Annotated in this window: 20 protein-coding genes; 2 read left to right on the top strand and 18 right to left on the bottom strand. The window is 72.0% G+C overall.

The features are described 5' to 3' along the window. Nucleotides 1-172: 172 nt before the first annotated feature. Nucleotides 173-916, top strand: a complete 744-nt coding sequence (locus MUN78_RS14415) for an SDR family oxidoreductase (protein ID WP_244727331.1) — start codon at nt 173-175, stop codon at nt 914-916. Here MUN78_RS14415 and MUN78_RS14420 read toward each other — a convergent pair. From MUN78_RS14420 to MUN78_RS14500, 17 genes are all read right to left on the bottom strand, one after another. Further along, a complete protein-coding gene (locus MUN78_RS14420) occupies nt 900-2,303 on the bottom strand; it encodes a UbiD family decarboxylase (RefSeq protein WP_244727332.1) in 1,404 nt (467 codons plus the stop codon). The two genes, MUN78_RS14415 and MUN78_RS14420, sit on opposite strands and share 17 nt — an antisense overlap. Beyond that, nucleotides 2,296-2,886: a UbiX family flavin prenyltransferase gene (locus MUN78_RS14425; protein WP_244727334.1), complete on the bottom strand. Its 591-nt coding sequence runs from the start codon at nt 2,884-2,886 to the stop codon at nt 2,296-2,298. Before MUN78_RS14425 ends, MUN78_RS14420 begins: the two co-directional genes overlap by 8 nt. After that, on the bottom strand, nt 2,883-4,607 hold the full coding sequence (locus tag MUN78_RS14430) for a dihydroxy-acid dehydratase (RefSeq protein ID WP_244727335.1): 1,725 nt from the start codon (nt 4,605-4,607) through the stop codon (nt 2,883-2,885). Before MUN78_RS14430 ends, MUN78_RS14425 begins: the two co-directional genes overlap by 4 nt. Nucleotides 4,608-4,609: 2 nt before the next feature. Then, nucleotides 4,610-5,800 (bottom strand): NAD(P)/FAD-dependent oxidoreductase, encoded by a 1,191-nt coding sequence (locus MUN78_RS14435; protein WP_244727336.1) that lies wholly within the window; start codon nt 5,798-5,800, stop codon nt 4,610-4,612. After that, nucleotides 5,800-7,257 (bottom strand): NAD-dependent succinate-semialdehyde dehydrogenase, encoded by a 1,458-nt coding sequence (locus tag MUN78_RS14440; RefSeq protein WP_244727338.1) that lies wholly within the window; start codon nt 7,255-7,257, stop codon nt 5,800-5,802. The genes MUN78_RS14435 and MUN78_RS14440 overlap by 1 nt, the downstream gene beginning before the upstream one ends. Nucleotides 7,258-7,397: 140 nt before the next feature. Continuing rightward, nucleotides 7,398-8,915 carry a PucR family transcriptional regulator gene (locus tag MUN78_RS14445; protein ID WP_244727340.1) on the bottom strand — a complete coding sequence of 506 codons (1,518 nt, stop codon included), beginning with the start codon at nt 8,913-8,915 and terminating at the stop codon, nt 7,398-7,400. A gap of 92 nt (nt 8,916-9,007) precedes the next feature. Then, nucleotides 9,008-9,967: a 2-hydroxyacid dehydrogenase gene (locus tag MUN78_RS14450; RefSeq protein ID WP_244727342.1), complete on the bottom strand. Its 960-nt coding sequence runs from the start codon at nt 9,965-9,967 to the stop codon at nt 9,008-9,010. Nucleotides 9,968-10,031: 64 nt separating this feature from the next. Beyond that, a complete protein-coding gene (locus tag MUN78_RS14455) occupies nt 10,032-10,361 on the bottom strand; it encodes a 2Fe-2S iron-sulfur cluster-binding protein (RefSeq protein ID WP_244727344.1) in 330 nt (109 codons plus the stop codon). Beyond that, complete coding sequence (locus tag MUN78_RS14460) at nt 10,361-10,888, bottom strand: aromatic-ring-hydroxylating dioxygenase subunit beta (protein WP_244727346.1); 528 nt, start codon at nt 10,886-10,888, stop codon at nt 10,361-10,363. Before MUN78_RS14460 ends, MUN78_RS14455 begins: the two co-directional genes overlap by 1 nt. 7 nt (nt 10,889-10,895) lie before the next feature. Further along, nucleotides 10,896-12,290 (bottom strand): aromatic ring-hydroxylating oxygenase subunit alpha, encoded by a 1,395-nt coding sequence (locus MUN78_RS14465; RefSeq protein WP_244727348.1) that lies wholly within the window; start codon nt 12,288-12,290, stop codon nt 10,896-10,898. Between the two features lie 114 nt (nt 12,291-12,404). Further along, nucleotides 12,405-13,400, bottom strand: a complete 996-nt coding sequence (locus MUN78_RS14470; RefSeq protein ID WP_244727350.1) for an ABC transporter ATP-binding protein — start codon at nt 13,398-13,400, stop codon at nt 12,405-12,407. Beyond that, nucleotides 13,397-14,365: an ABC transporter ATP-binding protein gene (locus MUN78_RS14475; RefSeq protein WP_244727352.1), complete on the bottom strand. Its 969-nt coding sequence runs from the start codon at nt 14,363-14,365 to the stop codon at nt 13,397-13,399. Before MUN78_RS14475 ends, MUN78_RS14470 begins: the two co-directional genes overlap by 4 nt. After that, nucleotides 14,362-15,276, bottom strand: a complete 915-nt coding sequence (locus MUN78_RS14480; protein ID WP_244727354.1) for an ABC transporter permease — start codon at nt 15,274-15,276, stop codon at nt 14,362-14,364. The genes MUN78_RS14475 and MUN78_RS14480 overlap by 4 nt, the downstream gene beginning before the upstream one ends. Next, a complete protein-coding gene (locus MUN78_RS14485) occupies nt 15,273-16,361 on the bottom strand; it encodes an ABC transporter permease (protein WP_244727356.1) in 1,089 nt (362 codons plus the stop codon). Before MUN78_RS14485 ends, MUN78_RS14480 begins: the two co-directional genes overlap by 4 nt. A 7-nt stretch (nt 16,362-16,368) precedes the next feature. Beyond that, nucleotides 16,369-17,961, bottom strand: a complete 1,593-nt coding sequence (locus MUN78_RS14490; protein WP_244727358.1) for an ABC transporter substrate-binding protein — start codon at nt 17,959-17,961, stop codon at nt 16,369-16,371. Between the two features lie 393 nt (nt 17,962-18,354). After that, on the bottom strand, nt 18,355-20,457 hold the full coding sequence (locus MUN78_RS14495) for a YhgE/Pip domain-containing protein (RefSeq protein ID WP_244727360.1): 2,103 nt from the start codon (nt 20,455-20,457) through the stop codon (nt 18,355-18,357). After that, a complete protein-coding gene (locus MUN78_RS14500; RefSeq protein WP_244727362.1) occupies nt 20,454-23,327 on the bottom strand; it encodes an MMPL family transporter in 2,874 nt (957 codons plus the stop codon). Before MUN78_RS14500 ends, MUN78_RS14495 begins: the two co-directional genes overlap by 4 nt. A 165-nt stretch (nt 23,328-23,492) precedes the next feature. Between MUN78_RS14500 and MUN78_RS14505 the strand changes: the two genes are divergently transcribed. Continuing rightward, entirely contained in the window at nt 23,493-24,224 is a 732-nt protein-coding gene (locus MUN78_RS14505) for a TetR/AcrR family transcriptional regulator (protein WP_244727364.1), read from the top strand. Nucleotides 24,225-24,584: 360 nt separating this feature from the next. Here the strand turns inward: MUN78_RS14505 and MUN78_RS14510 are convergent, their stop codons facing one another. Beyond that, on the bottom strand, nt 24,585-25,202 hold the full coding sequence (locus tag MUN78_RS14510; protein ID WP_244727366.1) for an FMN-dependent NADH-azoreductase: 618 nt from the start codon (nt 25,200-25,202) through the stop codon (nt 24,585-24,587). Nucleotides 25,203-25,259 lie beyond the last annotated feature (57 nt).

A 25,259-nucleotide genomic window follows, 5' to 3' on the forward strand; every position in this document is an offset into this window, starting at 1 on the left:
GTCCGCTCTCAGTGTGCCCCTGCGGCGCCGCGCGGGCATGGTGCAGGCCGCCAAGCCGAGCCCGCTCTCCCGTTGCACCCGCACAGCGCCGCAGCGCGCCCCGGCGCACTATCGTCTGCAGCACGCGGACCCGACCGGGCGCCGACGCACCACCGGAGGAGAGGGACAGGGCATGGGAGCGCTGGATGGGAAGATCGCCGTCATCACGGGAGCGGGTGGCCGGATCGGCCGGGCGACCACCGCCGCATTCCACCGGGAGGGCGCGACCGTGATCGGCATGGATATCGACGCGGGCCCGACGGCGTGCGATCGATTCGTCGCGATCGATCTCGCCGACGAACCGGCGGTGGCGACGGCGTTCGAGACGATCGGCGCCGAGTTCGGCGGCATCGACGTGCTGTTCAGCAACGCCGGAGTCGCCCTCGCCGAGGACGCGAACGTCCTCGACACGGGGCTCGCGGTGTGGGAGCGCACGCTCCGCAGCAACCTCACCTCGATGTTCCTGGCGAACAAGCACGGCATCCCCCAGATCCTCGCCCGCGGCGGCGGCGCCGTGGTGAACACCGCGTCGCTCCTCGGCAGTATGGGATCCGCGATCCCCGGCATCTCGTACTCGGCCTCCAAGGGCGCGGTGATCGCGCTCACCGCCGACATCGCCGTCGAGTTCGCCCGCCGGGGCCTGCGGGCGAACTCGATCTCCCCCGGCCCGGTCGAGACGCCGCTCTTCACCGATCACGCCGACGACGCGGGACGCCGGCGGCGGCTCGTGCACGTCCCCACCGGCCGCTTCACGCGGGCGGAGGAGGTCGCGGAGTCGGTCGTCTTCCTCGCGAGCGATCGCGCGTCGCACATCACGGGCGTCGATCTCAAGATCGACGGCGGCATGGCGATCGCCTACGTCACCCCCGAGGGCTGAGCTCCGGGGGCGGCGCCGTGCCGCCCCCGGCCGGCAATCGCACGCGATCGCGGCCGGGGATCCGGGCGCGGACGGGCGGCTCGCTCCCCACCGGACGAGTCGCGTCGATCCCCATCCGCGAGGTCGTGCCGTCGGGGTCCAGGCTCCGGTCCACCGGGTTCCCGCGCCCCCGCGGCAGCAGCACCAGGCCGCGATCCGGCTGGAACGCCGTGGCCACGGCCCGCTCCACGGCCTCCGCGTCGAACACGTCGACGTCGTGGTCCACGACGACGACCTGCTTGAGGTCGCGGTGCCCGGCGAACGCGGCGACGATCGCATCGGCGGCGTCGCCGGCGATCCTCGTGCGGACGGAGACGATCGCGTGGAACTTGCGCAGGCCCCCCAGCGTGACGTGGACGCGCTCGACCCCGGGGACCGCTGCGCGGATGGCGCGCAGCAGCACCGCCTCGTTCGGAAGGCCCATGATGTTGAGCTGGGGCACGGACCCCGACACGAGGCCCTGGTAGATCGCCCCGCGGCGCATCGTCAGCGCGGAGGCGCGGAACACCCGCTCCGAGCCGTGCTCGTAGCTGCCGTCGAACTCGGCGAACGGCCCCTCCTCCGCTCGCGTGTTCGGAAGGATGTGCCCCTCGATCACGATCTCGGCGCAGGCCGGCACCTGCAGCGGGACCGTGCGCCCCGGCACGAGTCGCACGGGCTCCCGGCGCAGGCCGCCGACGATGCCCAGCTCGTCGAAGCCGTAGGGGGCGGCGCTGCCCGAGGTCGCGGCGGCCAGCAGCATGCCGGCGTCGAGCCCGATCGCGACCGCGACGGGCAGCGGTTCGTCCGCCGCGTCGGCGGCCTCGAGCATGCGATGGAGGTGACGCTGCACCACGACGATCCCGGTCTCGCGCGGCCCGCGCAGCTGCATGCGGTGGTAGGAGAGGTTCCGCACGCCGTCGTGCTCGCCGAACACCACGCCCGAGGTGATGTACGGCCCGCCGTCGTGCTCGTGGTGGGTGAGGACGGGCAGCATCGTGGTGAGGTCGATGTCCTCGCCCTCGACCACGATCTCGTGCACGGGCGGGGCTCCCCGCTCGGCGGGCCAGGCCTCGGGCGGCACGGGCGCCGACAGCGCCTCGAGGTAGCGCTCGGCGAAGTCCTCGGGGCGCACGCCGAGGCTCGTCGCGACAAGCGCGCGGCTCCCCGTGGTGTTCATCGCCACCGCCCGGGCGGCGCTCCCGACCTCGGCGAAGAGCACCGCCCGCGCGTCGCCCGCCTCGGCGGCGTGGGCGCAGGCCTCGAACCGGGCGGAGACCGGATGCTCGACGCGCAGCAGGAGTCCGGCCGCGGCGAAGCGGTCGAGCTCCTCGCGCAGGCCCGCGGCGGCGATCCCTGCCCTAGTCATCGTCGCGCTCCTCCCGGACCGCCACGCCGCTCCACCGCCGCGTCCCGTCCAGCGGCATGCCGGCGAGGTCGAAGGCGCGCCCCACCGTCTGCGCGACGACCTCCTCGATCGTCTCGGGACGGAGGTAGAACGCCGGCATGGGCGGCATGACGATGCCCCCGTTCATGGTCACCTGCTCCATGAGCTTGATGTGCCCGAGATGGAACGGCGTCTCCCTGAACAGGAGCACGACGGGGCGGCGCTCCTTGAGCATCACGTCGGCGGCGCGCACCACGAGATTCGCGTCGTAGCTGTTCGCGATCGCGGAGAGCGTCGTGACGCTGCACGGCGCCACGATCATCGCGTCGCAGCGGTACGAGCCGCTCGCGAGCGGGCCGCCCAGGTCGTGGTTCTTGTGCACGTGGTCGGCGAGCCCCTTAAGCTCGCCGAAACTCAGATCGGTCTCCTGGTGGAGCGTCTGCAGGCCCGCACCCGTGACGACGAGGTGGGTCTCGATGTCGGGCTCCGCGGCCGCCAGCCGGAGCGCCTCGACGCCGAGCGCCGCGCCGGAGGCCCCGGTGATCGCGATGGTCAGGCGCCTCATTCGCGCGTCCCCGCGAGGGCCTCGGCCGGGCGCCCCGTCGCGGCGTCGTCCTCGACCGCCGAGCGGAAGTCGCAGCCGTCGGGCGCCTGCATGACCTCGCTGCGGTACATGGTCGCGAAAGCGCTCTTGCGCGAGAGCAGGCGCACCTCGGGCTCGCGCGCCGCCAGCTCCTCCTCCGGCACGAGCAGATCGAGGATCCGGTCGCGCACGGAGAGCCGGATCAGATCCCCCGTGCGCACCTTGGCGAGCGGGCCGCCGAGCGCCGCCTCCGGCGAGATGTGGAGCACGATCGTGCCGTAGGCCGTGCCGCTCATGCGCGCATCGGAGAGCCGCACCATGTCGGTGACCCCCTGCGCGAGGAGCTTCTTCGGGATCGGCAGGTAGCCGGCCTCCGGCATTCCCGAGGCCACGGGTCCGCCGTTCTGCATCACGAGGAAGTCGTCGGCCGTGACGTCGAGCTCCGGATCGTCGATGCGCTCGGCGAGGTCCTCCGGAGAGGTGAAGACCACGGCGCGGCCCGTGCGTTCGAAGAGCTCGGGCGTCGCCGCCGCGCGCTTCAGGATCGCGCCGGTGGGCGCGAGCGAGCCGAACAGCGCCACGAGTCCGCCCGTCGGGCTCACCGGATCGGCGACGGGACGGATGACGCGGTGGTCGCGCCAGGTCGTCGTGGTGTCGAGGTGATCGCCGAGCGTGCCGCCCGCGATGCTCGGCGTCGAGAGGTCGAACGCGTCCGCGAGCTCGCGCAGCACGGCGCGGACGCCCCCGGCGCGGTGGAAGTCCTCCATGTACCCGTCGCCCGTGGGCTTCAACGACACGATGACGGGCGTCTCGTCGCTCAGCTCGTTGAAGCGGCGCAGATCGACCCGGACGCCGGCCCGGCGCGCGATGGCCGTCAGATGGATGAGCGCGTTGGTCGATCCGCTGAGCGCGAGCAGCATCCGCAGCGCGTTCTCGACCGAGCGCTCGGTGACGAAGTCGCGCGGCGACGGGCCGCCGTCGCGGGCGAGCACGGCGGCCCGTCTGCCCGTCTCCTCCGCGATGCGGAGGCGATCGGCGGCGACGGCCGGGATGGTCGCCGAACCGGGCAGCGCGAGACCGAGGGTCTCCACGATGCTCGCCATGGTGCTCGCCGTCCCCATCACCGGGCAGGTGCCGGCGGTCGCCGCCAGGTTCTGCTGCACGAGCGCGAGTCGCTCCCGGGACAGCGCGCCGGCGCGGTATCTGCCCCAGTAGCGGCGGCAGTCGGTGCAGGCGCCGAGGCGCTCGCCCTCGAAGCTGCCGGTCATCATGGGACCGACCGGCAGCATGATGGCCGGGACGTCCGCCGACAGTGCCGCCATCGCCTGCCCGGGAATGGTCTTGTCGCAGCCGCCGATCATGACGACCGAGTCCATCGGCTGGCCGGAGACGATCTCCTCCGTCTCCATGGCCAGCATGTTGCGGAAGTACATCGAGGTGGGGTTCAGGAACCCCTCCCCCAGCGAGATCGTGGGGAACACCATCGGCAGGCCGCCCTCGAGGAGCACGCCGCGCTTGACGGCGTCGATGAGCTCGGGCGCCAGGCGGTGGCAGTTGTTGAAGTCGCTCGCGGTCCAGGTGATGCCGACGATGGGCCGGCCCAGCGCTTCGTCGCTGAACCCCATGCTCGAGGCGAAGGCCCGGCGCAGGTAGGCGGCGAACTCCGGGTCGCCGTAGTCGGTGAGTCCGTTCTCGATGCCCATGGCTACAGCTTCCTCCTCAGATCGACGATGGACGGGACCGCGCGCAGGTAGTCAGCGATGCGGTTCATGCTCTCGACGGCGACGAGCTTGCCGCCCAGGTAGCGCTCGACGAACCAGCCGTCGGCCTCCTCGGTGACGACGTCCGTCGTCTCGACCGTCGGCGGCACCCAGCCTGCGAGGCGCAGGGACACCCCGACCTGATCCGACCAGAACGTGGGCGCCCCGGGCTCCTTGCGCTCCGAGCCCGCCAGCACCCGGGCCAGCGTCTTCGCCTGCGACGTGGCGTTGAACACGGACTCCACCCGCGCCTCGGCGCCGCTCGCGGTGCGGAAGCTCGCGACGTCGCCGATGGCGTAGACCCCGTCGACGGAGCTGCGGCACTCGGCGTCGACGAGCACGCCGCGGCCGCACTCGGCCCCGACCGCCGTGGCCAGCTCGAGATTGGCGAGCGCGCCCACCGCGAACACCACCTGATCGACGACGAGCTCCGCGCCGTTGGCCAGGCGCACCCGGACGGCGTCGTCGCGCTCCTCGAGCTCGGCCACGAGCGAGCCGAGATGGATGGCGACGCCGGCGGCCTCGTGCTGCTCCTGCAGCCAGCGCGCCGTGAACGCCGAGGCCCGACCGCTCAGGAGCGAGGGGCTCGCCTCGACGACGGCCACCTCGAGTCCCGCCCGCGCGAGCGCGCTGGCCGTCTCGAGCCCGAGATAGCCGCCGCCGACGACGAGGAAGCGCCGCGCGCCCGAGGAGATCGCCTCGTGCAGGCGCCGCGCGTCCTCGTAGGTGCGCACCGAGTGCACCCGGCTCGTCTCCCCCCAGGGTGCGGGGACCGCGCGCGCCCCCGTCGCGAGCACGCAGATCTCGTAGCCGATCTCGCGGCCGTCCGAGGTCGCGATGCGTCGCCGCGCGGCGTCGAGGCCCGTGACCGTGGTCGCCGTGTCCATCGCGACGTCGAGTTTCTCGTAGCCGCTCGCCCCCAGGAAGGCGAGGCGGTCGATCTCGACGCCCGCCCGCATCACGCCCTTCGACAGCGGCGGCCGATCGTAGGGCAGGTACTGCTCGGCGCCGAGCACGCGGACGCTCCCCGCGTACCCCTCGCGGCGGAGCGATTTGGCGAGCTCGGCCGCGGCCTGGCCCCCGCCGATGACGACGACGTCCTCTCGCAGCCCGGTCGCGGCGCCGTTCGCGCCCATCACAGGCCCCCGATGCAGACGAACTTGAGCTGGGTGTACTCCTCCAGGCCGTAATGCGAGCCCTCCCGGCCGTAGCCGGAGTCCTTGATCCCGCCGAAGGGGGCGACCTCGGTCGTCGTGAGGGTCTCGTTCACCCCGACCATGCCGAACTCGAGCGCCTCGCTGACGCGGACGATCCGCCGGTAGTCCGTGGTGTAGAAGTAGGCGGAGAGGCCGTACGGCGTCGCGTTCGCCCGTCGGATCGCCTCCTCCGCGTCGTCGAACACCGACACCGGTGCGATGGGCCCGAAGATCTCGGCGCGGACGAGCTCCATGTCGTCGGAGACGTCGGCGACGACGGCGGGCTGGACGAACGCGCCCGCCAGCCGTTCGCCCCCGGTGAGCACGGTCGCGCCCTGGGCCCTGGCGGTCTCGAGCATCTCGCGGACCGCCGCCGCGGCGCCCTCGTTGATGAGCGGCCCGATCTGCACGCCCGCTTCGGTCCCCGGTCCGACGCTGAGGCGCGCGGCCTCCTCGGCGAGCCGGCGCGTGAACTCCTCGGCGACGCCGCGCTGCACGAAGATTCGGTTCGTCGCCACGCAGGTCTGCCCGGCGTTGCGGAACTTGCTCGCCAGGGCGCCGCGCACCGCGAGCTCCACATCGGCATCGTCGAAGACGATGAGCGGCGCGCTCCCGCCGAGCTCGAGCGAGAGGTGCTTGAGCGTCTCCGCCGACTCGCGCGCGAGCCGCTTGCCCGTGGGCGTCGATCCGGTGAACGAGATCTTCCGCACCAGCGGGTGCGCCGTGATGGCGGCGCCGATCTCGCCGCCGCGGCCGGTGACGACGTTGAGGACACCGGCGGGGATCCCCGCGGCCTCGGCGAGGACGGCGAGCGCGAGCGCGCTCAGCGGCGTCTCGGCCGCCGGCTTGACGACGACGGTGCAGCCCGCGGCGAGCGCGGCGGCGGCCTTGCGCGCGATCATCGCGGCGGGGAAGTTCCAGGGCGCGATGACGCCGACGACGCCGAGCGGCTCCCGCTGCACGAGCAGCCGGCGATCGTTCGTGTTCGCCGGGATGGTCTCCCCCGTGAGCCGGCGGCACTCCTCCGCGAAGAACTCGATGTAGGCCTGCGACTGGCGCAGCTCGTTCGCCGCCTCCGCAAGCGGCTTGCCCTGCTCGGCGGTCAGCAGCGCCGCGAGCGCATCGAGGTGGACGCCGATGAGGTCGTGCCAGCGCCTGAGGAGCACGGAGCGCTCCTTCGCGGTGGTCGTCCGCCAGGCCCCGAAGGCCGCGTGGGCGGCCTCGACCGCCCGGTCGACGTCCGCCGCGTCCATCTCGGGGACGATGCCCACCCGCTCGCCGTTCGCGGGGTCGAGGACCTCCCGGGTGCGCCCCGATCCGCTCGGGACCCATGCCCCGTCGATGAGGGTCACGGCTCCGTCGGCGAGCCGTTCCAGCTGTTCCAGGGTGTTGCGCATACCGTCTCTCCTTCTCCACGGCCGGGGGCCGCCCGAGGAGCGGCGCCGCCCAATGCCCTCATCGTAGGAGCGCGGTTCGGGCGTGGGACATGTGCGCCGGCACAAGCATGCGGACTCCCGTTGGGCCGCGGCACGGACGGCTACCCCATCTCCAGGGCGCGCACGGCGAGGTAGAAGTTCACGAGGTCCTCGAAGCTGTCGAGGTCGCTCCCGGTGAGCTTCTCGATGAGGCGCAGCCGGTAGCGCAGGGTGTTGCGGTGCACGAACAGCTGCTGGGCGGCCTCCGCGCTCTGGCAGTCGTTGTCGAGATAGACCTGCAGCGTGTGCACGAGCTGCGAGTCGTTCTCGCGGTCGTACTCGATGAGGGTGCGCAGGATCTGCTCCCCGACGCTCCGCAGCGGCACCTTCAGGCTCGCGAGCATCAGCCGAGGCAGGTGCATCGACCCGCGGGAGGTCGCGGAGATCCCCGAGCGCATAGACCCCTGGGCCTCCAACCACGACAGGCGCAGGCCCGTGACCCCGGGGTAGGCGTTGCCCGCGCCGATCCGGGTCTCCCCGAGTCGGCCGAGATGCATCCGCAGCGTCTCGATGAGATCGTCGACGACGACGGACTCCGAGCACATGACCGCGACGATGCCGTCGACGAGCGCGACCGCGTACTCGCCGGCGCCCGCCGGGAGCAGGGTGTCGGCGTTCCACGGCACGTCCTCCAGGAGACGCTCGGCGCAGCGCACGTGCGCGAGGACGACGCGGTTGGGCGCGTCGAAGCTCATGCCCGCGCGCACGAGCCGGCGCTGCGCCTCGAAGTCGGCGAGGTCCCCCTGGATGTAGTCGCTGATGACCTGCCCGAGCAGCTCGCGGCGGCCGTGCTGCTCGGCCTGCCGTCTGGAGAGCTCCAGGGCGACGAGCCCGAGCGCGAAGCGCATGAGCTCCGGCGCCGACCCCACCCCCTGCGTGCAGAGGAACGCCACCCGTTGATCCGAGATGAGCACGGGGTACACGGTCGCCCCGTCGACGACGTCGCCCGAGACCACCGAGGCGCGGCGCTGCACGATGCCCTCGATCGGCCAGGGGGTCGAGGCCGGCTGGCTCGCGATGAGGTTGCCCCAGTAGTCGACCACCGCGACGGGGACCTCGAGCAGCCGCCGCAGCCGCCCGAGCAGTCCCTCCATGCCGAGCTTGGAGGTGAGTGCCTCCGTGAGATCCGTGTGCGCCTGGAGGGTGCTCTGCACCGCGGCGAACTTGTCGCCGAGGGTGTAGTCGACGATGTACTCGCCGATGGAGCGCAGCGTCGTCGTGTACGGGACGGAGATGAGCGGCAACCCGTACTGGCTCGCGGCGTCGATCATGCGCTGCGGCACGACCTCGTGCGAGAGGCCGACCGCGATGCCGACGGCCGTCACCCCGACGGAGGAGATGCGCTGGACGAAGCGCTCGATCTCGGGGGAGTCCGGATCCTCCCACGCGCTCCCGAGCGTGAGGATGAGCTCGTCGCCGAGCAGGTAGGGCGCGGGATCGACCATCTCGGTCACCGTGACCCACCGGATGCTGCGGTCGAGGAGGTACTCGGGCACGTGCACGGCCTCGAGATTGAGCGACCGCTCGGCGAGCAGGGTGCGCAGCGTCGCGTACGAACCGAACGTGCTCTGCTGCGTCATCGCCACCAGTTCCCAGCTCCATCGCTCGATCGCGCCCGCGTCGTCGCGGCGCGACGGGGCGCCGGTCGCGTTCGCTCCCGGCGCCCCTCGGCTCATCCCCCGTAGATGTCGTCCCAGTTTAGCGGCGTCTCGGGGCGCTCCCCGCGCAGTCCGCGCTCGAGATTGCGCACCCCGAGCTCGACCATCGCGCGCCGCGTCTCCTCCGTGGCGCTGCCGTTGTGGGGCTGCAGGATGACGTTCTCCATGCCGCAGAGCGGGCTCGAGGCGGGGAGCGGCTCCTCGTCGAAGACGTCGAGCGCGGCGCCGGCGATCGTGCCGTCGCGCAGCGCGGCGACGAGATCGGGCGTGCGCACGACCGCCCCGCGCGCCATGTTGATGAGATAGGCGCTCGGCTTCATGAGCGCGAAGTCCTCCGCGGCGAAGAAGCCGCGCGTGCGCTGCGTGAGGGGCGTGTGCAGACTCACGAAATCGGCGCGGGCGAGCATGTCCTCCCACTCGGCCCACTCCGCGAGCCCGGACTCGTCGATCTCGGGGCGCGGCGAGCGGTTGTGGTAAAGCACCGTGATCCCGAGCGGCGCGACGAGCTCGGCGAGCCGGCGGCCGATGCGTCCCATGCCGACGACGCCGAGCGTCGTGCCGTGCACGTCATGGCTGAGCGCCGGCCACTCGCGCTCCCACGAGCCGTCGCGGACGTAGCGGTCGGAGGCGACGATGCGACGGCCCAGGGCGAGGATGAGCCCGAGGGTCAGCTCGGCGACGGCGTTGTCGAGCACGCTCGGCGTGTTCGACACGAGGATCTGCGCGGAGGTCGCGGCGGGGAGGTCCACGCTGTCGTAGCCGACACCGTGGTTCGAGACGACGCGGAGCGAGGGAAGCTGCGCGATCACGGCGGCGTCGACCGGGGTGCCGCCGTCCATGAACCAGCCGGCGGGCTCGCCGTACTGCTCGAAGCCGGAGCTCGTCCCCTCCGGGACGTCGACGACGCGGTAGGACCGCGCCAGCCGCTCGCGGAGATCCTCGGGGATCGAGGACGAGATGAAGACGGTTTCCATAGTTCGGGTGTCACCTTTCGCAGGGTTGCCGGTCGGGACCGGAGGTGTCGCGGCGGTCGCCGCGCTAGAGATCGAGCTGACGGCTCGGGATATCGACCTCGATGCCGTCGTACTCGGGTTCCATGGGGATCTGGCACGCGAGGCGGCTCGTCTCGCTGGGTTCGGGGACGATCGTGAGCAGCGCGGCCTCGCTGGGCTCCGGCTCGGGGAGCAGGGGCGCCCACTCGGTCCGCACCCGGACGTGGCAGGTGCCGCAGATGGCCCCGCCCCCGCAGTCGGCGACGATCCCCGCCACGCCCTCCTGGCGCGCGCCCTCCATGAGGGTCCAGCCGTCGGGGACGTCGACCTCGTCGCGCGAGGCGCCGTCCGCGGCGTGGAAGATCGCCCGCACCATCAGATGAACACCGTGAGCGCCTTGGCCAGCAGCACGCTCTGGTCGAGATGGACGGTGCGATGCTTGACGAGCCAGCCGTGCTCGGTCTCGGCGAGGGTGTCGATCCGCTTGCCGACGAAGTGGTTCACCTCGTCGTCGATGCGGTTCTGGTAGACGAACACCCGTGAGCGGGTGGTCACCTCCCGCGCCCCGGGCTCGCCCTCGACCTGCACCAGCACGGTGTTGCTGATGAGGTGCGAGACGCGCGACGGGGGCTCCTCGGCCCAGTGGATGTTCGTGAGGATCTGCTTCACCCGCTTCTCCAGCGTCGCGTATCCCTCGTCCATCCAGGCGTTGTCCTGCTGCTCGCGCGTGAACTCGTTGTCGCGCATCCGGGGCACGTTCCGCACGAGCGGGATGAAGTAGCGCACCTCGGGGTGCAGGAGCTTCAGCCACTCCGCGTACTCGCGGTAGTCCAGCAGATCCGCCTCGTGGTAGAAGAACTGCGTGACCTCGTGCAGCAGTTCGATCTCTGCGAGATTGCTCACGGTCGCCTCACTTCGTCTCGACGTTCGCGGTCGGCTCCGCGGCGCGGCGCCGGTCGGGTCCCGGGCCCGCGCCGGGGTGGAGCTCGTCCCAGGAGCCGGCCTTCATGAACTCGGCCCAGCGCTTGTAGAAGATGCGCGCGTTCTCCTCGGTGAAGACGCCGTTCTCGACGGCGCCCTCCAGGTGCGGCACCTCGCGGGCGTGCCCGAGCCCCATCTCGTAGTTGAAGTAGATGCTCCGGGAGATCTCCCCGCGGCTCGAGTCCGTGGCGTACGACCAGTTCTCCATGTCGTCGGACTCCGTGAGGCCGCCGGGACCCGAGTAGCTCAGGTGGTAGTGCCTCGCCATGTCCTTGACCGCGTCGGGGGCGTCGCGGTCGACGAGGAAGATGCGCCACATCTCCATCTCCGTCGGCGAGATCGGGTGGAAGACGGCGATCGTGCGCGGCTGCCGCCCGTGGAAGGACATGTTCGGGAAGATGGTGCCCACGGTCATGCTCACCCGGGGCTGGTCGCCGAAGCGCTCCACCCGCTGCTCGTGGCAGCGCCGGTAGTACTCGGCCACCTCGGGGTTGCCCTGCCACTGCGGCTGGAACTCCGGCTCCTCGAAGTACGGCATCTCGCCGATGACCCCGTGCCCGAGCTTCGGGAAGCCGAGCGTCGTCACCTCGTCGGGCTCCTCGTCCCGGCGGCCGGTGCCGCCCGAGGGGTTGATGCCGACGAGGTCGACGGAGCGGTGGGAGATGTCGTGGTAGTTGTCGCCGATGAAGTTCTCGGGCGCGAACTTCCAGTTCGAGGGCACACGCCACTTGAGGATGCCGCCGATCATCTCGTTGTTGCCCGGCGACCCGTCGCGCCCGTCGAGCGCGAAGTCGAGGTACTGGCGCATGTCCCCGAGGTAGTCCTCGAACTCGGGGGCATCCGGATCCCACGAGGCCCACACGGTCCGCTTGTAGACCTTCACCCGCGGCGCCCGGACGAGGCCCCAGTCCTTCTTGTCGAGCTCCCCGTGGTAGTACGTCGCATGCCCCGGCACGCCGGCGAGGTCGCCCGGCGTCTCGACGATCCGGCCGTCCATCGAGTAGGACCAGCCGTGATAGGGGCAGGAGAAGGTGCGCGCGTTCCCCATGTCGTTGCGGCACAGCCGCATGCCGCGGTGCGTGCAGGTGTTGAGGAGCACATGCACCTCGCCCTCCATGTCGCGGGTGACGATGACGGTGTCGGTGCCCATCTTGGAGACGACGTAGTCCCCGTTCTTCACGATCTGGTCCTCGTGGGCGACGAACAGCCAGGCCCGCGCGAACACGTGGGAGAGCTCCTGTTTGAAGAGATCCTCGTCCACGAAGATCTCACGGCTCACGAGCCCCGTCTCCTGAACGATCAATTCGTCGATCGGCTTCGGCATTGCATCCTCCTTGATTCGTCCGCCGGTTCTCCGGGTGCGCAACTGCGTGTCCCCATCACCGTATGCATCGGGCTCCGACGCCCTGAATGTCCTCAGGCACAGCAACTGCGCCGATCACTGTGCGGCCGCATAGCGCTCGGGCTCGGGCAGCGGCGACTCGAGCAGCCGGCACGCCGCCGCGTGCGTCGGATCCAGCGGGATCAGCGCGGGGACGTGCGTGTCGCAGCCCGCGAAGCTGACCGGGCATCGCGGATGGAACACGCACCCCGAGGGCGCGTTCGCCGGATCCGGCACCTCGCCGACGAGGGTCGCCGGGCGCCGTCCGGAGCCGTCGGGCACGGGGATCGCGCCGATGAGCGCCCGGGCGTACGGGTGCTGCGGGCGCTCCCACACCTGCCGGGTCGGTCCGCTCTCGAACACGCGGCCGAGGTACATCACCACGACGCGGTCGGCGATCGCGCGGACGACCGCGAGGTCGTGCGAGATGAAGACGAGGGCGATGCCCTCGGTGCGGCAGATGTCGACCAGCAGGTTCGCGGCGTACGCCTGCGCCGAGGCGTCCAGCGCGGAGATCGGCTCGTCCGCGATGATCACCTTCGGCTGCGAGGCGATGGCGCGCGCGAGCGCGATCCGCTGCCGCTGCCCGCCCGAGAACTCGTGGCTGTACTTCATGGCCGCCGAGGGCGGCAGGCCGACCTTCCGCAGCACCTCGGCCACCTCGTTGAGCGGGTTCACCCCGCGCTCGCCGCGATGCTTCACCCGGAGCGCGATCACCTCCGAGATCTGGGCGCCGATGGTGCGCCTCGGGTTCAGCGCGGCGGCGGAGTCCTGGAAGATCATCTGCACCGGCAGCTGCGCGCGCGTCCGTCTGCGGCGCCCGAGCGGACGCACCGGCTCCCCCTCGAAGACGATCGCGCCCTCCGCGAGCGGCACGAGGCCCATGATGCCCTTCGCGAGCGTGGACTTGCCGCAGCCGCTCTCGCCGACGACGCCGAGGATCTCCCCGGGCGCGAGGTCGAAGCTGACGCCGTTGACGGCCTTGACGATCATGCGATCGCCGCGCCGGTATTCGATCGACACGTCGGTGAGGCTGAGGATCGGGGCGTTCATGACGGGACTCCTTTCACGTGGCAGGCGACGCTGTGGCCCCCCGAGACCTCCAGCAGCCGCGGCCCCCGCGCGCGGCAGGACGGCTCGACGTACCCGCAACGCGGGCTGAAGCGGCACCCGTCCGCCCACTCGCCCGCGCCCGGGGGCGAGCCGCGCATCGGCAGCAGCTCGATCTCGCTCGCATCGTTGCGGTGCGGCACGGCGGCGAGCAGCGCCTCGGTGTAGGGGTGCGTCGGGCGGGCGAAGACGTCCGCCGCGGACGCGGTCTCGACGACCTCGCCCGCGTAGAACACGGCGAGGCGGTCCGCGATGCTCGAGAGCACACCGAGGTCGTGGGTCACGATCATCACCCCGAGCTCGAGCTCGCGCGTGAGGCCGAGGAGCAGCTCGATGATGCCGGCCTGCACCGTGACATCGAGCGCCGTCGTGGGCTCGTCGGCGATGAGGAGCGCCGGCTCGCAGGCGAGCGCGGTCGCGATGGCGACGCGCTGGCGCATGCCGCCGGAGAGCTGGTGCGGGTACGCCCGCATCGTCTTGCGCGGGTTCGGCAGCCGTACGAGCTCGAGCAGCTCCATGGCGCGTGCGCCGGCGGCCCGGCGCCCGATGCGCCGATGCGCGCGGAGATGATCGGTGAGCTGGCCCTCGATCGTGAGCATGGGATGCAGGCTGCTGAGCGGATCCTGGAACACCATCGCGATGTCGTTCCCGCGCAGCCGGCGCAGCTCGCGCTCGCCGAGGCCGAGCAGCTCGCGCCCCTCGAAGCGGATCGAACCGGTCACGCTCGCCTCCGCGGGCAGCAGGCCCATCACGGCCATCGCCGACATCGTCTTGCCGCTGCCGCTCTCGCCGGCGATGCCGAGCACCTCTCCGCGCTCGACGCGCAGGTCGATGCCCTCCACGATCGGGGTCATGCGGCCGTCGATCGGCAGCGACACCCCCAGCCCCTCCACCGTCAGCAGGCTCATGGCTTCCTCCTCTGCACGGAGCGCTTCATCTTCGGGTCGAAGACGTCGCGCAGGCCGTCTCCGAGCAGGTTGAACGCGAGCGCCACGGTGACGATCGCGAGGCCGGGGAACACGGCGATCCACCAGGCGTTGAAGTGGGTCACGCCCGCGGAGATCATCGCCCCCCACTCCGGCATCGGGGGCTGCGCGCCCACACCGAGGAAGGAGAGGCTCGCGAGCAGCAGGATCGCGGTGCCCACGTCCTGCGTGGCGAGCACGAGGGTCGGCCCCGAGATGCTCGGCAGCAGGTCGACCACGATCGACCGCGAGGAGCTCATCCCCGCGAGCCGGCTCGAGATGACGAACTCGGCGTCGCGGTAGCCGACCACGAGGCCGCGCACCGTGCGGGCGTAGATGGGCCAGCTCACGATGATGCCGGCGAGCACCGCGTTCTGCACGCTCGCCCCGAGCGCCGCGGCGACCGCCATCGCGAGGATGACCACGGGGAAGGCGAAGAAGAGGTCCACGAGCCGCATGAGGGCCTCGTCGATCCAGCCGCCGAAGAACCCGGAGACCACGCCGACGAGCGTGCCGATGACCATGGCGCCGGCGACGAGGATCACGGCGAACACGAGCGACACCCTGGCGCCGTGGATCACGCGGCTGAAGACGTCGCGACCGAGCTCGTCCGTGCCGAACAGGTGCTCGGCCGACGGTGCGAGCAGCGGGGGCGCCCCCTGCGCGGTCGCGCTGTACGGCGCGATCTGATCGGCGAAGACGATCACGAGCAGCCACAGCGCCACGATGCCGAGGCTGATCGCGAAGAGCGGCATGCGCAGCACCCGGCGCACGGCCCCCCAGCTCGCCGCAGCCTTCATGCGCCGCCGTTCGACGGCGGCCGGGATCGAGGTGGTCGTCTGCGGGGCGCTCATGCGAGCCTCACTCTCGGGTCGAGGATCATGTAGCAGAGGTCGACGACCAGGTTCACGAGGATGTACGCGGTGGAGACGAAGAGGGTGACGCCCATGATCGCGTTCAGGTCCCCCGTCGTGGCCGATCGGTAGGCGTAGAGGCCGAGCCCCGGCCAGTTGAAGACCGTCTCGATGAGCACCGTCCCGGCGAGCAGACCGCCGAAGGCGACGCCGCTGACCGTGAGGATGGATCCCGAGGCGGAGCGGAGGATGTAGCGGCGCACGACGGCGCCGCCGCTGAGCCCCTTCGCACGGCCCGCGCGCACGTAGTCGTTGCCGAGCACCTCCAGCACGGACGCCCGGGTGATGCGGATGATGAGCCCAAGGGTGCCGAGCCCGAGGACGATCGACGGCAGGATGAGGTGCTGCACGCCCGACCAGAAGATCGCGGGCTGCCCGGCGAGGAGGGAGTCGATCAGGATGAATCCCGTGCCTCCCTGGAGCTTCGGCAGGTTCGGATCGACGCGGCCGCCGCTCGGCAGCCAGCCGAGCTGCGCGAAGAAGATCATCGTCATCACGATGCCGAACCAGAAGATGGGGGTGCTCACGCCGAGAAGCGCGATCACGCGCGCCGCGTGATCGGGGAAGCGGTTGCGGTACAGCGCCGCCGCGAGGCCCACGAGCACCCCGACGGCCACGGCGAGGACGATCGTCGCGAGGACGAGTTCGAGGGTCGCGGGCGCGTAGCTCAGCAGATCCTCGAGCACGGGCCGCTGGGTCTGCTGGGACATGCCCCAGTCCCCGCGCAGCAGTCCCGTCAGGTAGACCCAGTACTGGACCACGAGCGGCTGGTCGAGTCCGTACTTGGCCCGGTAGGCGGCGACGATCTCGGGATCGGCGGCCGCCCGCTCGCCGAGCGCGGCCACCGTGGGATCGATGGGCACGAGCGCCGAGAGGACGAAGGTGACGACCGTGACCCCCAGCGCGAGGAAGAGGGTGAGCCCCAGGCGGCGGAGCGTGTAGCGCAGCACGGGGTGCCGGGACAGCCGGAGCGCGAGGGCTCCGGCCGTCCCGGCCGGCGTGCCGGTCGACGTTGACACCGACATGGGCGGTCTACTGCTCGAGCGTGAAGAGGTTGATCTGCGGCTCGCCGGCGACATCCATGTTCAGGCTGCCGACGCGCTTCGAGGTGACGAGGTTCTGCGGCACCTCCACGACCGCGATGAAGCGGTTCGTGTCCCGCAGCGCGCGCGCCCACGCCTCGTAGGCCGCCGCCCGATCCGCGTCGTCGACCGCGTGCTGCGCGGCGTCCGCGAGCGCGACGATCTCGGGCGCCTCCTCGGCGGTCCAGTGGATGCGCTCGGCGAGCAGCCCGCCCGGGCTGTGGATGAGGAACTGGCTCGCGTCCGCGTAGTCCGGCGGGAACGGCCAGAGCGCCGCCTGGACCTTGCCCTCCTGGTTGGCGGTGCGGGAGACCTGGGTGGGAGCGCCGTCGAGCTCGACGGTCATGCCGATCTCCTCGAGATCCGACTGGATCTTCTGCGCGAAGAGTCCCATGTCCTGCCCGCCGACGGCGTAGTCGCTGCCGAAGGAGATCGACAGGGGCTGATCGGCCATGCCGCTCGCCGCGAGGGCGGCCTTCGCGGCCTCGACGTCGCGCTGCAGCCCCTCGCCCTCGGGAATGGCCCCCGCGAGCGTCGTCGGGATCACGCCGGTCCCCTGCCGCGCGCCCTCCCCGGCCATCTCCACGATGCCGTCGTAGTCGATGCCGAGCGCGACGGCGCGGCGGAAGTCGTCGTTGACCGTGGGCCCGCCGGAGTTCGTGAGCGCGAAGTAGATCACCTGCGGCAGCGGCTGGCTGATCACGTTCACCGACTCGGCGTCGAGCTCGGCCACCTGCGGCGAGGAGAGGGAGTTCGTGACGTCCGAGCCGCCGTTCTGGATGTTCAGGGTCTGCTGCTGGATGCTGCGCGAGTTCCGCACGAGCACCTTCGCGAAGTCGGGGGCGTCGCCGCGCCAGCTCTCGCTCGCCACGAGCTCGACCTCGGCGTTCGGCTCGTAGCTCGCGAGCGCGTAGGCCCCGGAGCCGAAGGACTCCTCGAAGAACGCGTCGCCCGCGGTGTCCTCCGTCGCCGCGGACTCGTCGGCCAGGCCGCCGCGCTCCTGCACCGCCGCCGAGTCGTACACGGAGAAGCTCTGCGTTGCGAGCATGGCGAGCAGTTCGGGCTTCGGCACCTCGCTCGAGACGACCACGGTGCGCTCGTCCTCCGAGGCCACCGTGATCCCGTCCATGAGGTAGGCGGAGCCGCCCTGCAGGTTCTTCAGACGGTTGAAGGAGAACTCGACGTCGGCGGAGCTCAGCTCGCCGCCGCTCTCGAAGGCGACATCGTCGCGAAGCACGAATCGGTACTCCGTGGCGTCGTCGTTGCGCTCCCAGCTCTCCGCCAGCTCGCCCTCGATCTCGTCGCTGTCGGTGGCGTACCCGACGAGCTGCTCGTACACCTGGGCGTTGATGATCGACGCCGAGACGTCGAAGACGGCGGCGGGGTCGAGGGTCGTCATCTCCAGCCCGAGGTCGTAGATGAGGGTGGCGTCGGCGTCGCCCCCCTCTCCCACGGCGACGGGGCCCGAGCAGGCGACGAGGGCGGATACGCTTCCCAGAGCGAGCGCCATCGCTGCGGCTCTGCGGAGTCTCTTCGCGGCCATTCGTGTCCTCCATCATTGGTTGGCAAACGCTGCTACTTCGTTGTCTCGCGATGCGCCAGGCCCGTCCTCAGGGCCCGGACACCCCCAGCATCTTGGCTCGTTCCGACACCTTCTATGTGCGCGGGCACAACAGTCCCGAAACCCGGCAGGGCGCTCGCACATCAGATGTTTGACGCGGACGTCCGGCATCCGGCGGGCGAGCGGCGACGTCCCGCGGGCGAGCGGCGACGCCCGCCGGGCGCGCCACGATGCCGTCGCCGACCGCTCCGTCGACGACCGCCCCGTCGGCGCCGTCGCCGTGGGGCACGCGGATCGCCGCACGACGACGCGGGGCCCGGGATCTCGTCGATCCCGGGCCCCGCGGCCGTACGCAGCCCCGCGCGGCGGCCGAGGCTAGGCGGCGGCGCGCCGCGCGCGCACCACGGCGAAGGCCGTGAGCAGCACGCCGCCGAGGCCCCAGAGGACGAGGAGCACGGCGCTGCCGCCGGCCCCCGCGACCTGCGCGGCGATCGACTGGAAGCCCGCGAGGGCGGCGCCGACGGGGCTCGCGTCGCCGATCGCCGCGAGCGGCCCAGGCACGGTCGACACGATGCCGACCGCGAAGGCGACCACGAGCAGTGCGAAGCCGATGAAGCGGCCGAATCCGCCGAGCAGCGCCGAGAGGCCCTGCACCGCGAGCGCGAAGGCGATGCCGGCCAGCAGGGAGAAGCCGAAGAATCCGGCGCCCTGCGCGAGGCCGTAGCCGAGCGCGATCGGGAGCACGATCCCGGCCGCGGCCCCCTGGATCGCCCCGAGGCCGATCGCGGGGAGCACGCTGCGGAGCGTGATGTAGCCGACGCCGCGCGCGGCCTCGCGGGTGCGCCGCCAGAGCGGGGCGAGCACGAGGAAGGCGGCCAGCGCCCCAGCCCAGAGGGCGATGCCCGCGAAGAGCGGCACGCCGGAGGCGTTGAACAGCTCGTCGCTCGCGCCCTCCGCCTGCACCGGGGTCACCGCGGTCTCGGCGAGCGCGTCGCGCTCCGCCTCGGTCGTGCTCGGGATCCCCTCGACCGCGTCGCCCAGGCCGCCGGCCAGCGCGCCTGCGCCGTCGGCGAGCTCCGTCGTGCCGTCGGCGAGTTCGCCCGTGCCGTCGGCGAGCTCCGTCGTGCCGTCGGCCAGTTGGGAGGCGCCGTCGGCCAGCTGCGGCACGTTCGCCGCGAGCTCGAAGACCCCCGAGCTCAGCTGCTGCGCCCCCGATGCGGACTGCTGCGCACCCGAGGCGAGCTGCTCGCCCTGCGCCGCGAAGTCCCCGAGACCCGTGCCGAAGGCGGCGAGACCGTCCTTCAGCGTATTGAGCTGCGCGTTCGGGTCGCCGCCCTCGGCGGAGCCGGAGCCGAGGACGGACAGCGCATTCGACATCGCATCGCCCATGCCCGTCGCACCGCTCGCGGCGGTCTGCACACCCGTGCCGATCGTCGCGGCGTGGCCCTGCAGCGTGGTCGACAGACCGGCGCAGTACTCCGGTGCGGCCCCCGAGGCGTAGCAGTCGGTCACCAGCGGTTCGATGTCGGCACCGAGGTCCTGCGCCCCCGTCCCGGCCGCAGCCAGGCCGTTCTCCAGATCCGCGGAGGGCCCGGCCAGGTCCGTCTGGAGCTGCGTGAGCGCCGCGATGACCCCCTGCAGCTGGTTCACCACGGCCGTGGCGCCGGCGCCGAGCTGCGCGTACGAGTCGGAGAGCGTGCGGGCGCCGGCGACGTACGCGCCGACTCCGTCGGCCAGCTGCGTCTGCCCGTTGGCGAGCTCCGAGGCCCCGCTCGCGAGCTGCGAGGTGCCGCTCGAGAGCTGCTGCGTCCCCGTGGCCAGCTGCGTCGCACCGTCGGCGAGCTGCGTCGCACCGTCCGCGAGCTCGGAGGTGCCGTCGGCGAGCTGGGAGGTGCCGTCGGCGAGCTCGGCGGCGCCGTCGGCCGCCTCCCCGATCCCGTCGCCGAGCTCGTTGAAGCCGACGTAGACGCCGCCGACGAACTGCTCGCCGAGCTGCTGATTGAGCACGCTCGTGGCCGTCTGCGTGACGATGCCGGAGAGCGCGGTGTCGATGAGCCGGCCGCGGTCGCTCTCGGAGACGTCGATCGTCGCCTGCTCGGCGTCCGCGGGGTCCCCCGAGAGGGACGTGGCCGCCGCCGAGAAGTTCTCGGGGATCGTGACGACGGAGGCGTAGCGCCCGTCGTCGAGCCCGGCCTCCGCGTCCTCCGCATCGGTGAGCACCCAGGTGAAGTTCGACTCGGCGTCGCCCGCGATGAGCTCGCCGGCGAGCACGCGCCCGAGCGGCACGGTCTGACCGTCGACCTCCGCGCCCTCGTCGAGGTTGACGACGGCCGCCGTGACGTTCTCGAGGCGCTCGGTCGGGTTCCAGAGCCCCCAGAGCAGCAGCCCGGCGACGGTGAGCGGGACGAGCATGATACCGACGATCGTCGTCCAGCGGACGGGCGAGTTCGTCTTCAGGCGGGTCAGCGCGGCGCTCATCGGGCGCCCCCTTCCAGGATCGGGGCCGGTGCTCCGGGGACGGCGTGAGCCCCGGAGCCGTGCAGCCCGGCGTCGTGCGCTCCGCCGCGCGGGCGCACGACGGCGATTCCCTCGGGCAGGATCCGGTCCGTGAGCGCCTCATCGCCGATCACGACGAGCGTGAGCGTCGGCGCCGCCTCGCGCGCGGCCTCCACGGCCTGCGCCGCGAGCGCGGAGCGCAGCCCGTCGACGGCGCGCAGCGGCACCGCGGCGCCCGCGCTCGCGAGCGACCGCAGGTCGAGCACGAGGAGCTCGGGCCGATCCCGCAGCGCCTCGCGGAGCGTCTCGGCCGTCGCCCACGCGGATCGGGCGCGCAGCGAGGAGGCGCGCTCGGGCATCAGCAGGCCGACGGCCTTGACGGTGCCGCCCAGGATCGGGGCGCGTCCGGTGAGCGCCTCGGCGAGCGCCGAGGCGTCGGGATCCGCCGGATCGAGTCGCAGCGCCTCACCGGGGGCGACCCGGATCTCGGCGATCTCGATCCCGCCCCCGAGCAGCAGGCGATCGGCGGCGATGCGCGCCTGCGGCAGCTCCGCCGGCCACTCGGCGTGCGCGAGCTCGCGGGCGAGCCCCTCCCCCTCGACGTCGAAGGAGGGGAGGATCTTCGCGAGCCAGCGCGGCATCCACCAGGCGCGGTCGCCGAGGAGGGCGAGCACCGCGGGCACGAGCGTCATGCGGACGATGAACGCGTCGACGAACACGCCGACCGCGAGGCCGAGCGCGATGACCTTGATGCTCGGATCGCCCTCCGGCACGAACGCGGCGAAGACCGCGAACATGATGAGGGCCGCCGCGGTGACCACCTTCGCGCTGCCGACGAAGCCACGGCGGATCGCGGCCTGCGCCGTGGCGCCGTGCACGTACTCCTCCCGGATGCGGGAGACGAGGAAGACCTCGTAGTCCATCGCGAGCCCGAAGAGCACGCCCATGAGGATGATCGGCATGAAGCTGAGCACCGGCCCCGTCGAGTGGACGTTCAGCGCGCCGTCGAGCCAGCCCCACTGGAAGACGGCGACGACGGCGCCGAAGGCCGCGCCGACGGACAGCAGGTAGCCGAGGGTCGCCTTGATGGGCACCCACACGGAGCGGAACACCATCGCGAGGAGGATGAGCGACAGGCCCACGACGAGGATGCCGAACGGCAGCAGCGCCTCGCCGAGGAGATTCGAGACGTCGATGCCGACGGCGGTGAAGCCGGTGACGGCGAGGCTGACGCCGTACGCGTCCTCCCATTCGTCATGGTGCTCCCGGATCTCGGCGACGAGCGCGGAGGTGCTCTCCGACTGCGGCCCCTCCTCCGGGATCACCTGGATGATGCCCGTATCGGCGTTCTGGTTCGGGGTCGCGAGCGGCACGTCGGCGACGCCGGGGAGCGCGCGAACCTCGTCGGCGAGGTCGTCCATGAGCGCGAGCGGGTCGTCGCTGCCGATGATCGACCCGGTGAGGATCAGCGGACCGTTCGCGCCCTCGCCGAAGTGCTCGCCCGTGAGCTCGTAGGTGATGCGCGCCGGGTCGCTCTCCTCGAGCGTCTCGGCACCGGGGAGGGCGAGGCGGAGGTCGAGGGCGGGGAGCGCCGCAGCGCCGAGGCCGACGAGCACGACGAGGATGGTGACGATCGGCTTCGCCGTGACTGCGCGCACCCACCCGCCGAAGAAGCGATCCGCGCGGGAGGGGCGGTGCGCGGCGCCGGCGGGCTCGGCCGCCGGCGCGGGCGGTGCGTCGGCGCCGGCGGTATCGGTGCCGGCCGCATCGGTGCCGTTGGGCTCGGCCGGGGCCCCCGCCGCGCGGGTCGCGAGCGCCGCGCGCTGCTGCTTCGGCAGGATCCTCGTGCCCGCCATCGCGAGGATCGCGGGAGTGAGGGTGACGCCGATGAGCACCGCGATCGCGACGCCCGCCGCCGCCGCGACGCCGAGCGCGGTGAGGAACGGGATGCCGGCGACCGCGAGGCCGAGCAGCGCGATGATGACGGTGAGTCCCGCGAAGACGACCGCCGAGCCGCTCGTGGCGGTCGCACGCGCGATCGAGTCCTCCACCGCGAGCCCGGAGCGCAGCTGCTCCTGATGCCGGCTGACGATGAAGAGGGTGTAGTCGATGCCGACCGCGAGGCCGAGCATGAGCGCGAGCATCGGCGTCGTGGAGGTCATCTCGGCGAAGGCGGTCGTGAAGAAGAGGCCGGCGATGGTGACGCCGACGCCGAGGATCGCGATGATGAGCGGCATGCCCGCGGCGATGAGGGAGCCGAGGGTGAAGAGCAGCACGATGAACGCGATGACGACGCCCAGCGCCTCGGTCACGGTGAAGCCGGGGATCGAGGTCGAGAACACGTCGCCGCCGTAGGAGACCTCAGCGTCGGCGGGGAGCGCGGCGCGGAGCTCGTCCGTCGCGGAGACGATGCCGGCGGAGGTGGCCTCGGGGACATCGCTCTGGCTCGCATCGATCTGGATGGTGATGAGCGCGGCGCGGCCGTCGTCGCTGAGCTCGCTCGGGGCGAGCTCGGCGAACGGAGAGGTGACGGCGTTCACCTGCGGGAGATCCTCGAGCTCCTCCACGGCATCCGTGATGGCCTGCTCGTACGCCGCGTCATCGGCGCGTTCGCCGTCGGGGGCGACGACGATGATCGTCGCGCTCGAGCCGCTGACCTCGGGGAAGGTGCGGCCGAGCGTGTCGATCGCCTCCTGCGATTCGGTGCCGGGGATCGAGATGGGGGCGTTCGCGCCCTGGGAGAAGAGCCCGGCACCCGCGCCGAGCACGGCGAGGATCGCGATCCAGATCACCAGCACGAGCCACTTGGCGCGGATCGCCCAGCGCCCGATGGCGTGGAGCAGTGTCGACATGCGGGGCAGGCCTTTCGGTCGCGGACGGGTGCCGCGCGTCGGGATCGGCGACGGGCCGGCGCGCTGCGCGCTGGCGGCGCGCCTGAGGCCTGGGGTCGCCGGGCGCCGTCGCACGGGGTTCGATACACGAGTGTATCGGGTTCGATACACTAGTGTATCCAGGGAATGTCCAGCGAACGCCCCGGCGTCGCCCGGGATCGAGAAAGGCCGACGGACCACGTGACCACGCCCCGCCCCACGACCCCCGCGAGCCCGGCCCCGGCGCCGAGCGCGCGCCGGCTCGCGACCCGCGAACGGCTGCTCGAGGCGGCGGTCGAGGTGTTCGCCGAGGAGGGGCTCCAGGGCGCGTCCGTCGAGGCCGTGTGCCAGCGGGCCGGGTTCACGCGCGGGGCGTTCTACTCGAACTTCTCGAGCAAGGAGGAGTTGTTCCTCGCCCTGCTCGAGCGGGAATTCGCGCGGCGCGCGGCGAACCTGGAGGCGAAGACCGCCGAGATCGCGCCCGCGCTCCGCGACCACCAGGGCTCGCTCGATCCCGAGCGCGCCGCCTGCTACATCACGGAGTTCCTCGCCCCCGACGGGGACACCGCGAACTGGTACCTGCTCGAGACGGAGTTCGCGCTGCTCGCGATGCGCGATCCGGAGAGCGCACCCGGGTACGCAGAGCTGCTCACGCGCTCCTACGCGAGCATCGCGGGGCTCGTCGAGGCCGCCATCGCCGCCGCCGGGCGCCGCTTCACCCTCCCGGCGGAGCACGCCGTGGCGCTGCTCTCCGGGGAGTACGAGCGCGCGCTGCGCATCGAGGCGCTGGGGGCCGCGCACACGGCGGACGGGCTCGCGGCGCTCCCGACGCGCATCAGCGAGCTCCTCTTCGCCATCACGGAGCCCCTCGCGGCGTAGGCGCCTCGCGCCCCGATCCCGCGCACGCACCTCCCGCACGCAGCGCCGCCCTCGCGCGCCTCTCCCTCGCGCACGCTTCTCCCCCGCGCACGCCCCCTTCCTCCTCCTTCGCACGTCAGGAGTTGTCAGCATTCGGGCGGCATACCGACAACGACTGACGTGCGAAAGAGCGGACGCGCGAAGCAGCGGACGCGCGAAGCAGCGGACGCGCGAAGCAGCGGACGCGCGAAGCAGCGGACGCGCGAAGCAGCGGACGCGCGAAGGAGCGGACGTGCGAAGGAGCGGACGAACGGGACGGGCGCGAACGCGAACGTCGAGATGGGGTGTTCGCTCGGGACCGGACGCCCGGGCGTGATGCCGTCAGATCGTGGAGCCGAGTCTGACTGTCTCCGCTTCTGCGTCCGCAAAGAGCGCATCGGCCTCGTCGACGCCGAGCTCCGGGATCCGCTCAGCGAGCGTGCGACTGGTGCCGACAACATGCACCTCCATGCCGAACGCGGCACCGAGAAGATGACGCAGCGGCGCCGTCGCGAGATGCTCGACCGCGTCCTCTCGCGGACCGCCCTGCGATGTGACGATGACCGCGGGTCTTCCGCGGAGCGGCCGCACCTCCGCGTCGAAGGGCGAGGTGATGCCGGGGACATGCACGAGGTCGACCCACGCCTTCAGCGTCGACGGGATGTTGAAGTTGTACATCGGGGCGCCGATAACGAGCGCATCGGCACCGAGCAGCTCGGCGATGAGCCGTTCCTGGATCTCCTCCGTCGCACGATCGAGCGGCGCACCCTCGCGGAGCCGCTCGGGCCAGTGCTGGGATCGCTCGCGCAGATGGGATGGCGGATCGGCATGGAGATCGCGGCTGACGACGGTGTACCCGTCACCGCGGCCGCGCCAGGCCTCGACCGCGGCGCGCGTCAGCCGCCGCGTCCGCGATTCAGCGTCCGCGATCGCAGAGTCGATGTGCAGCAGTGTCGGCATGGCCGCTCCTTCCGTGTGCGATCCGCCGGAGGCGGCGAGGTGTACTGCTCCTCCACG

The organism is Leucobacter allii (assembly GCF_022919155.1).
GTDB classification, from domain to species: domain Bacteria; phylum Actinomycetota; class Actinomycetes; order Actinomycetales; family Microbacteriaceae; genus Leucobacter; species Leucobacter allii.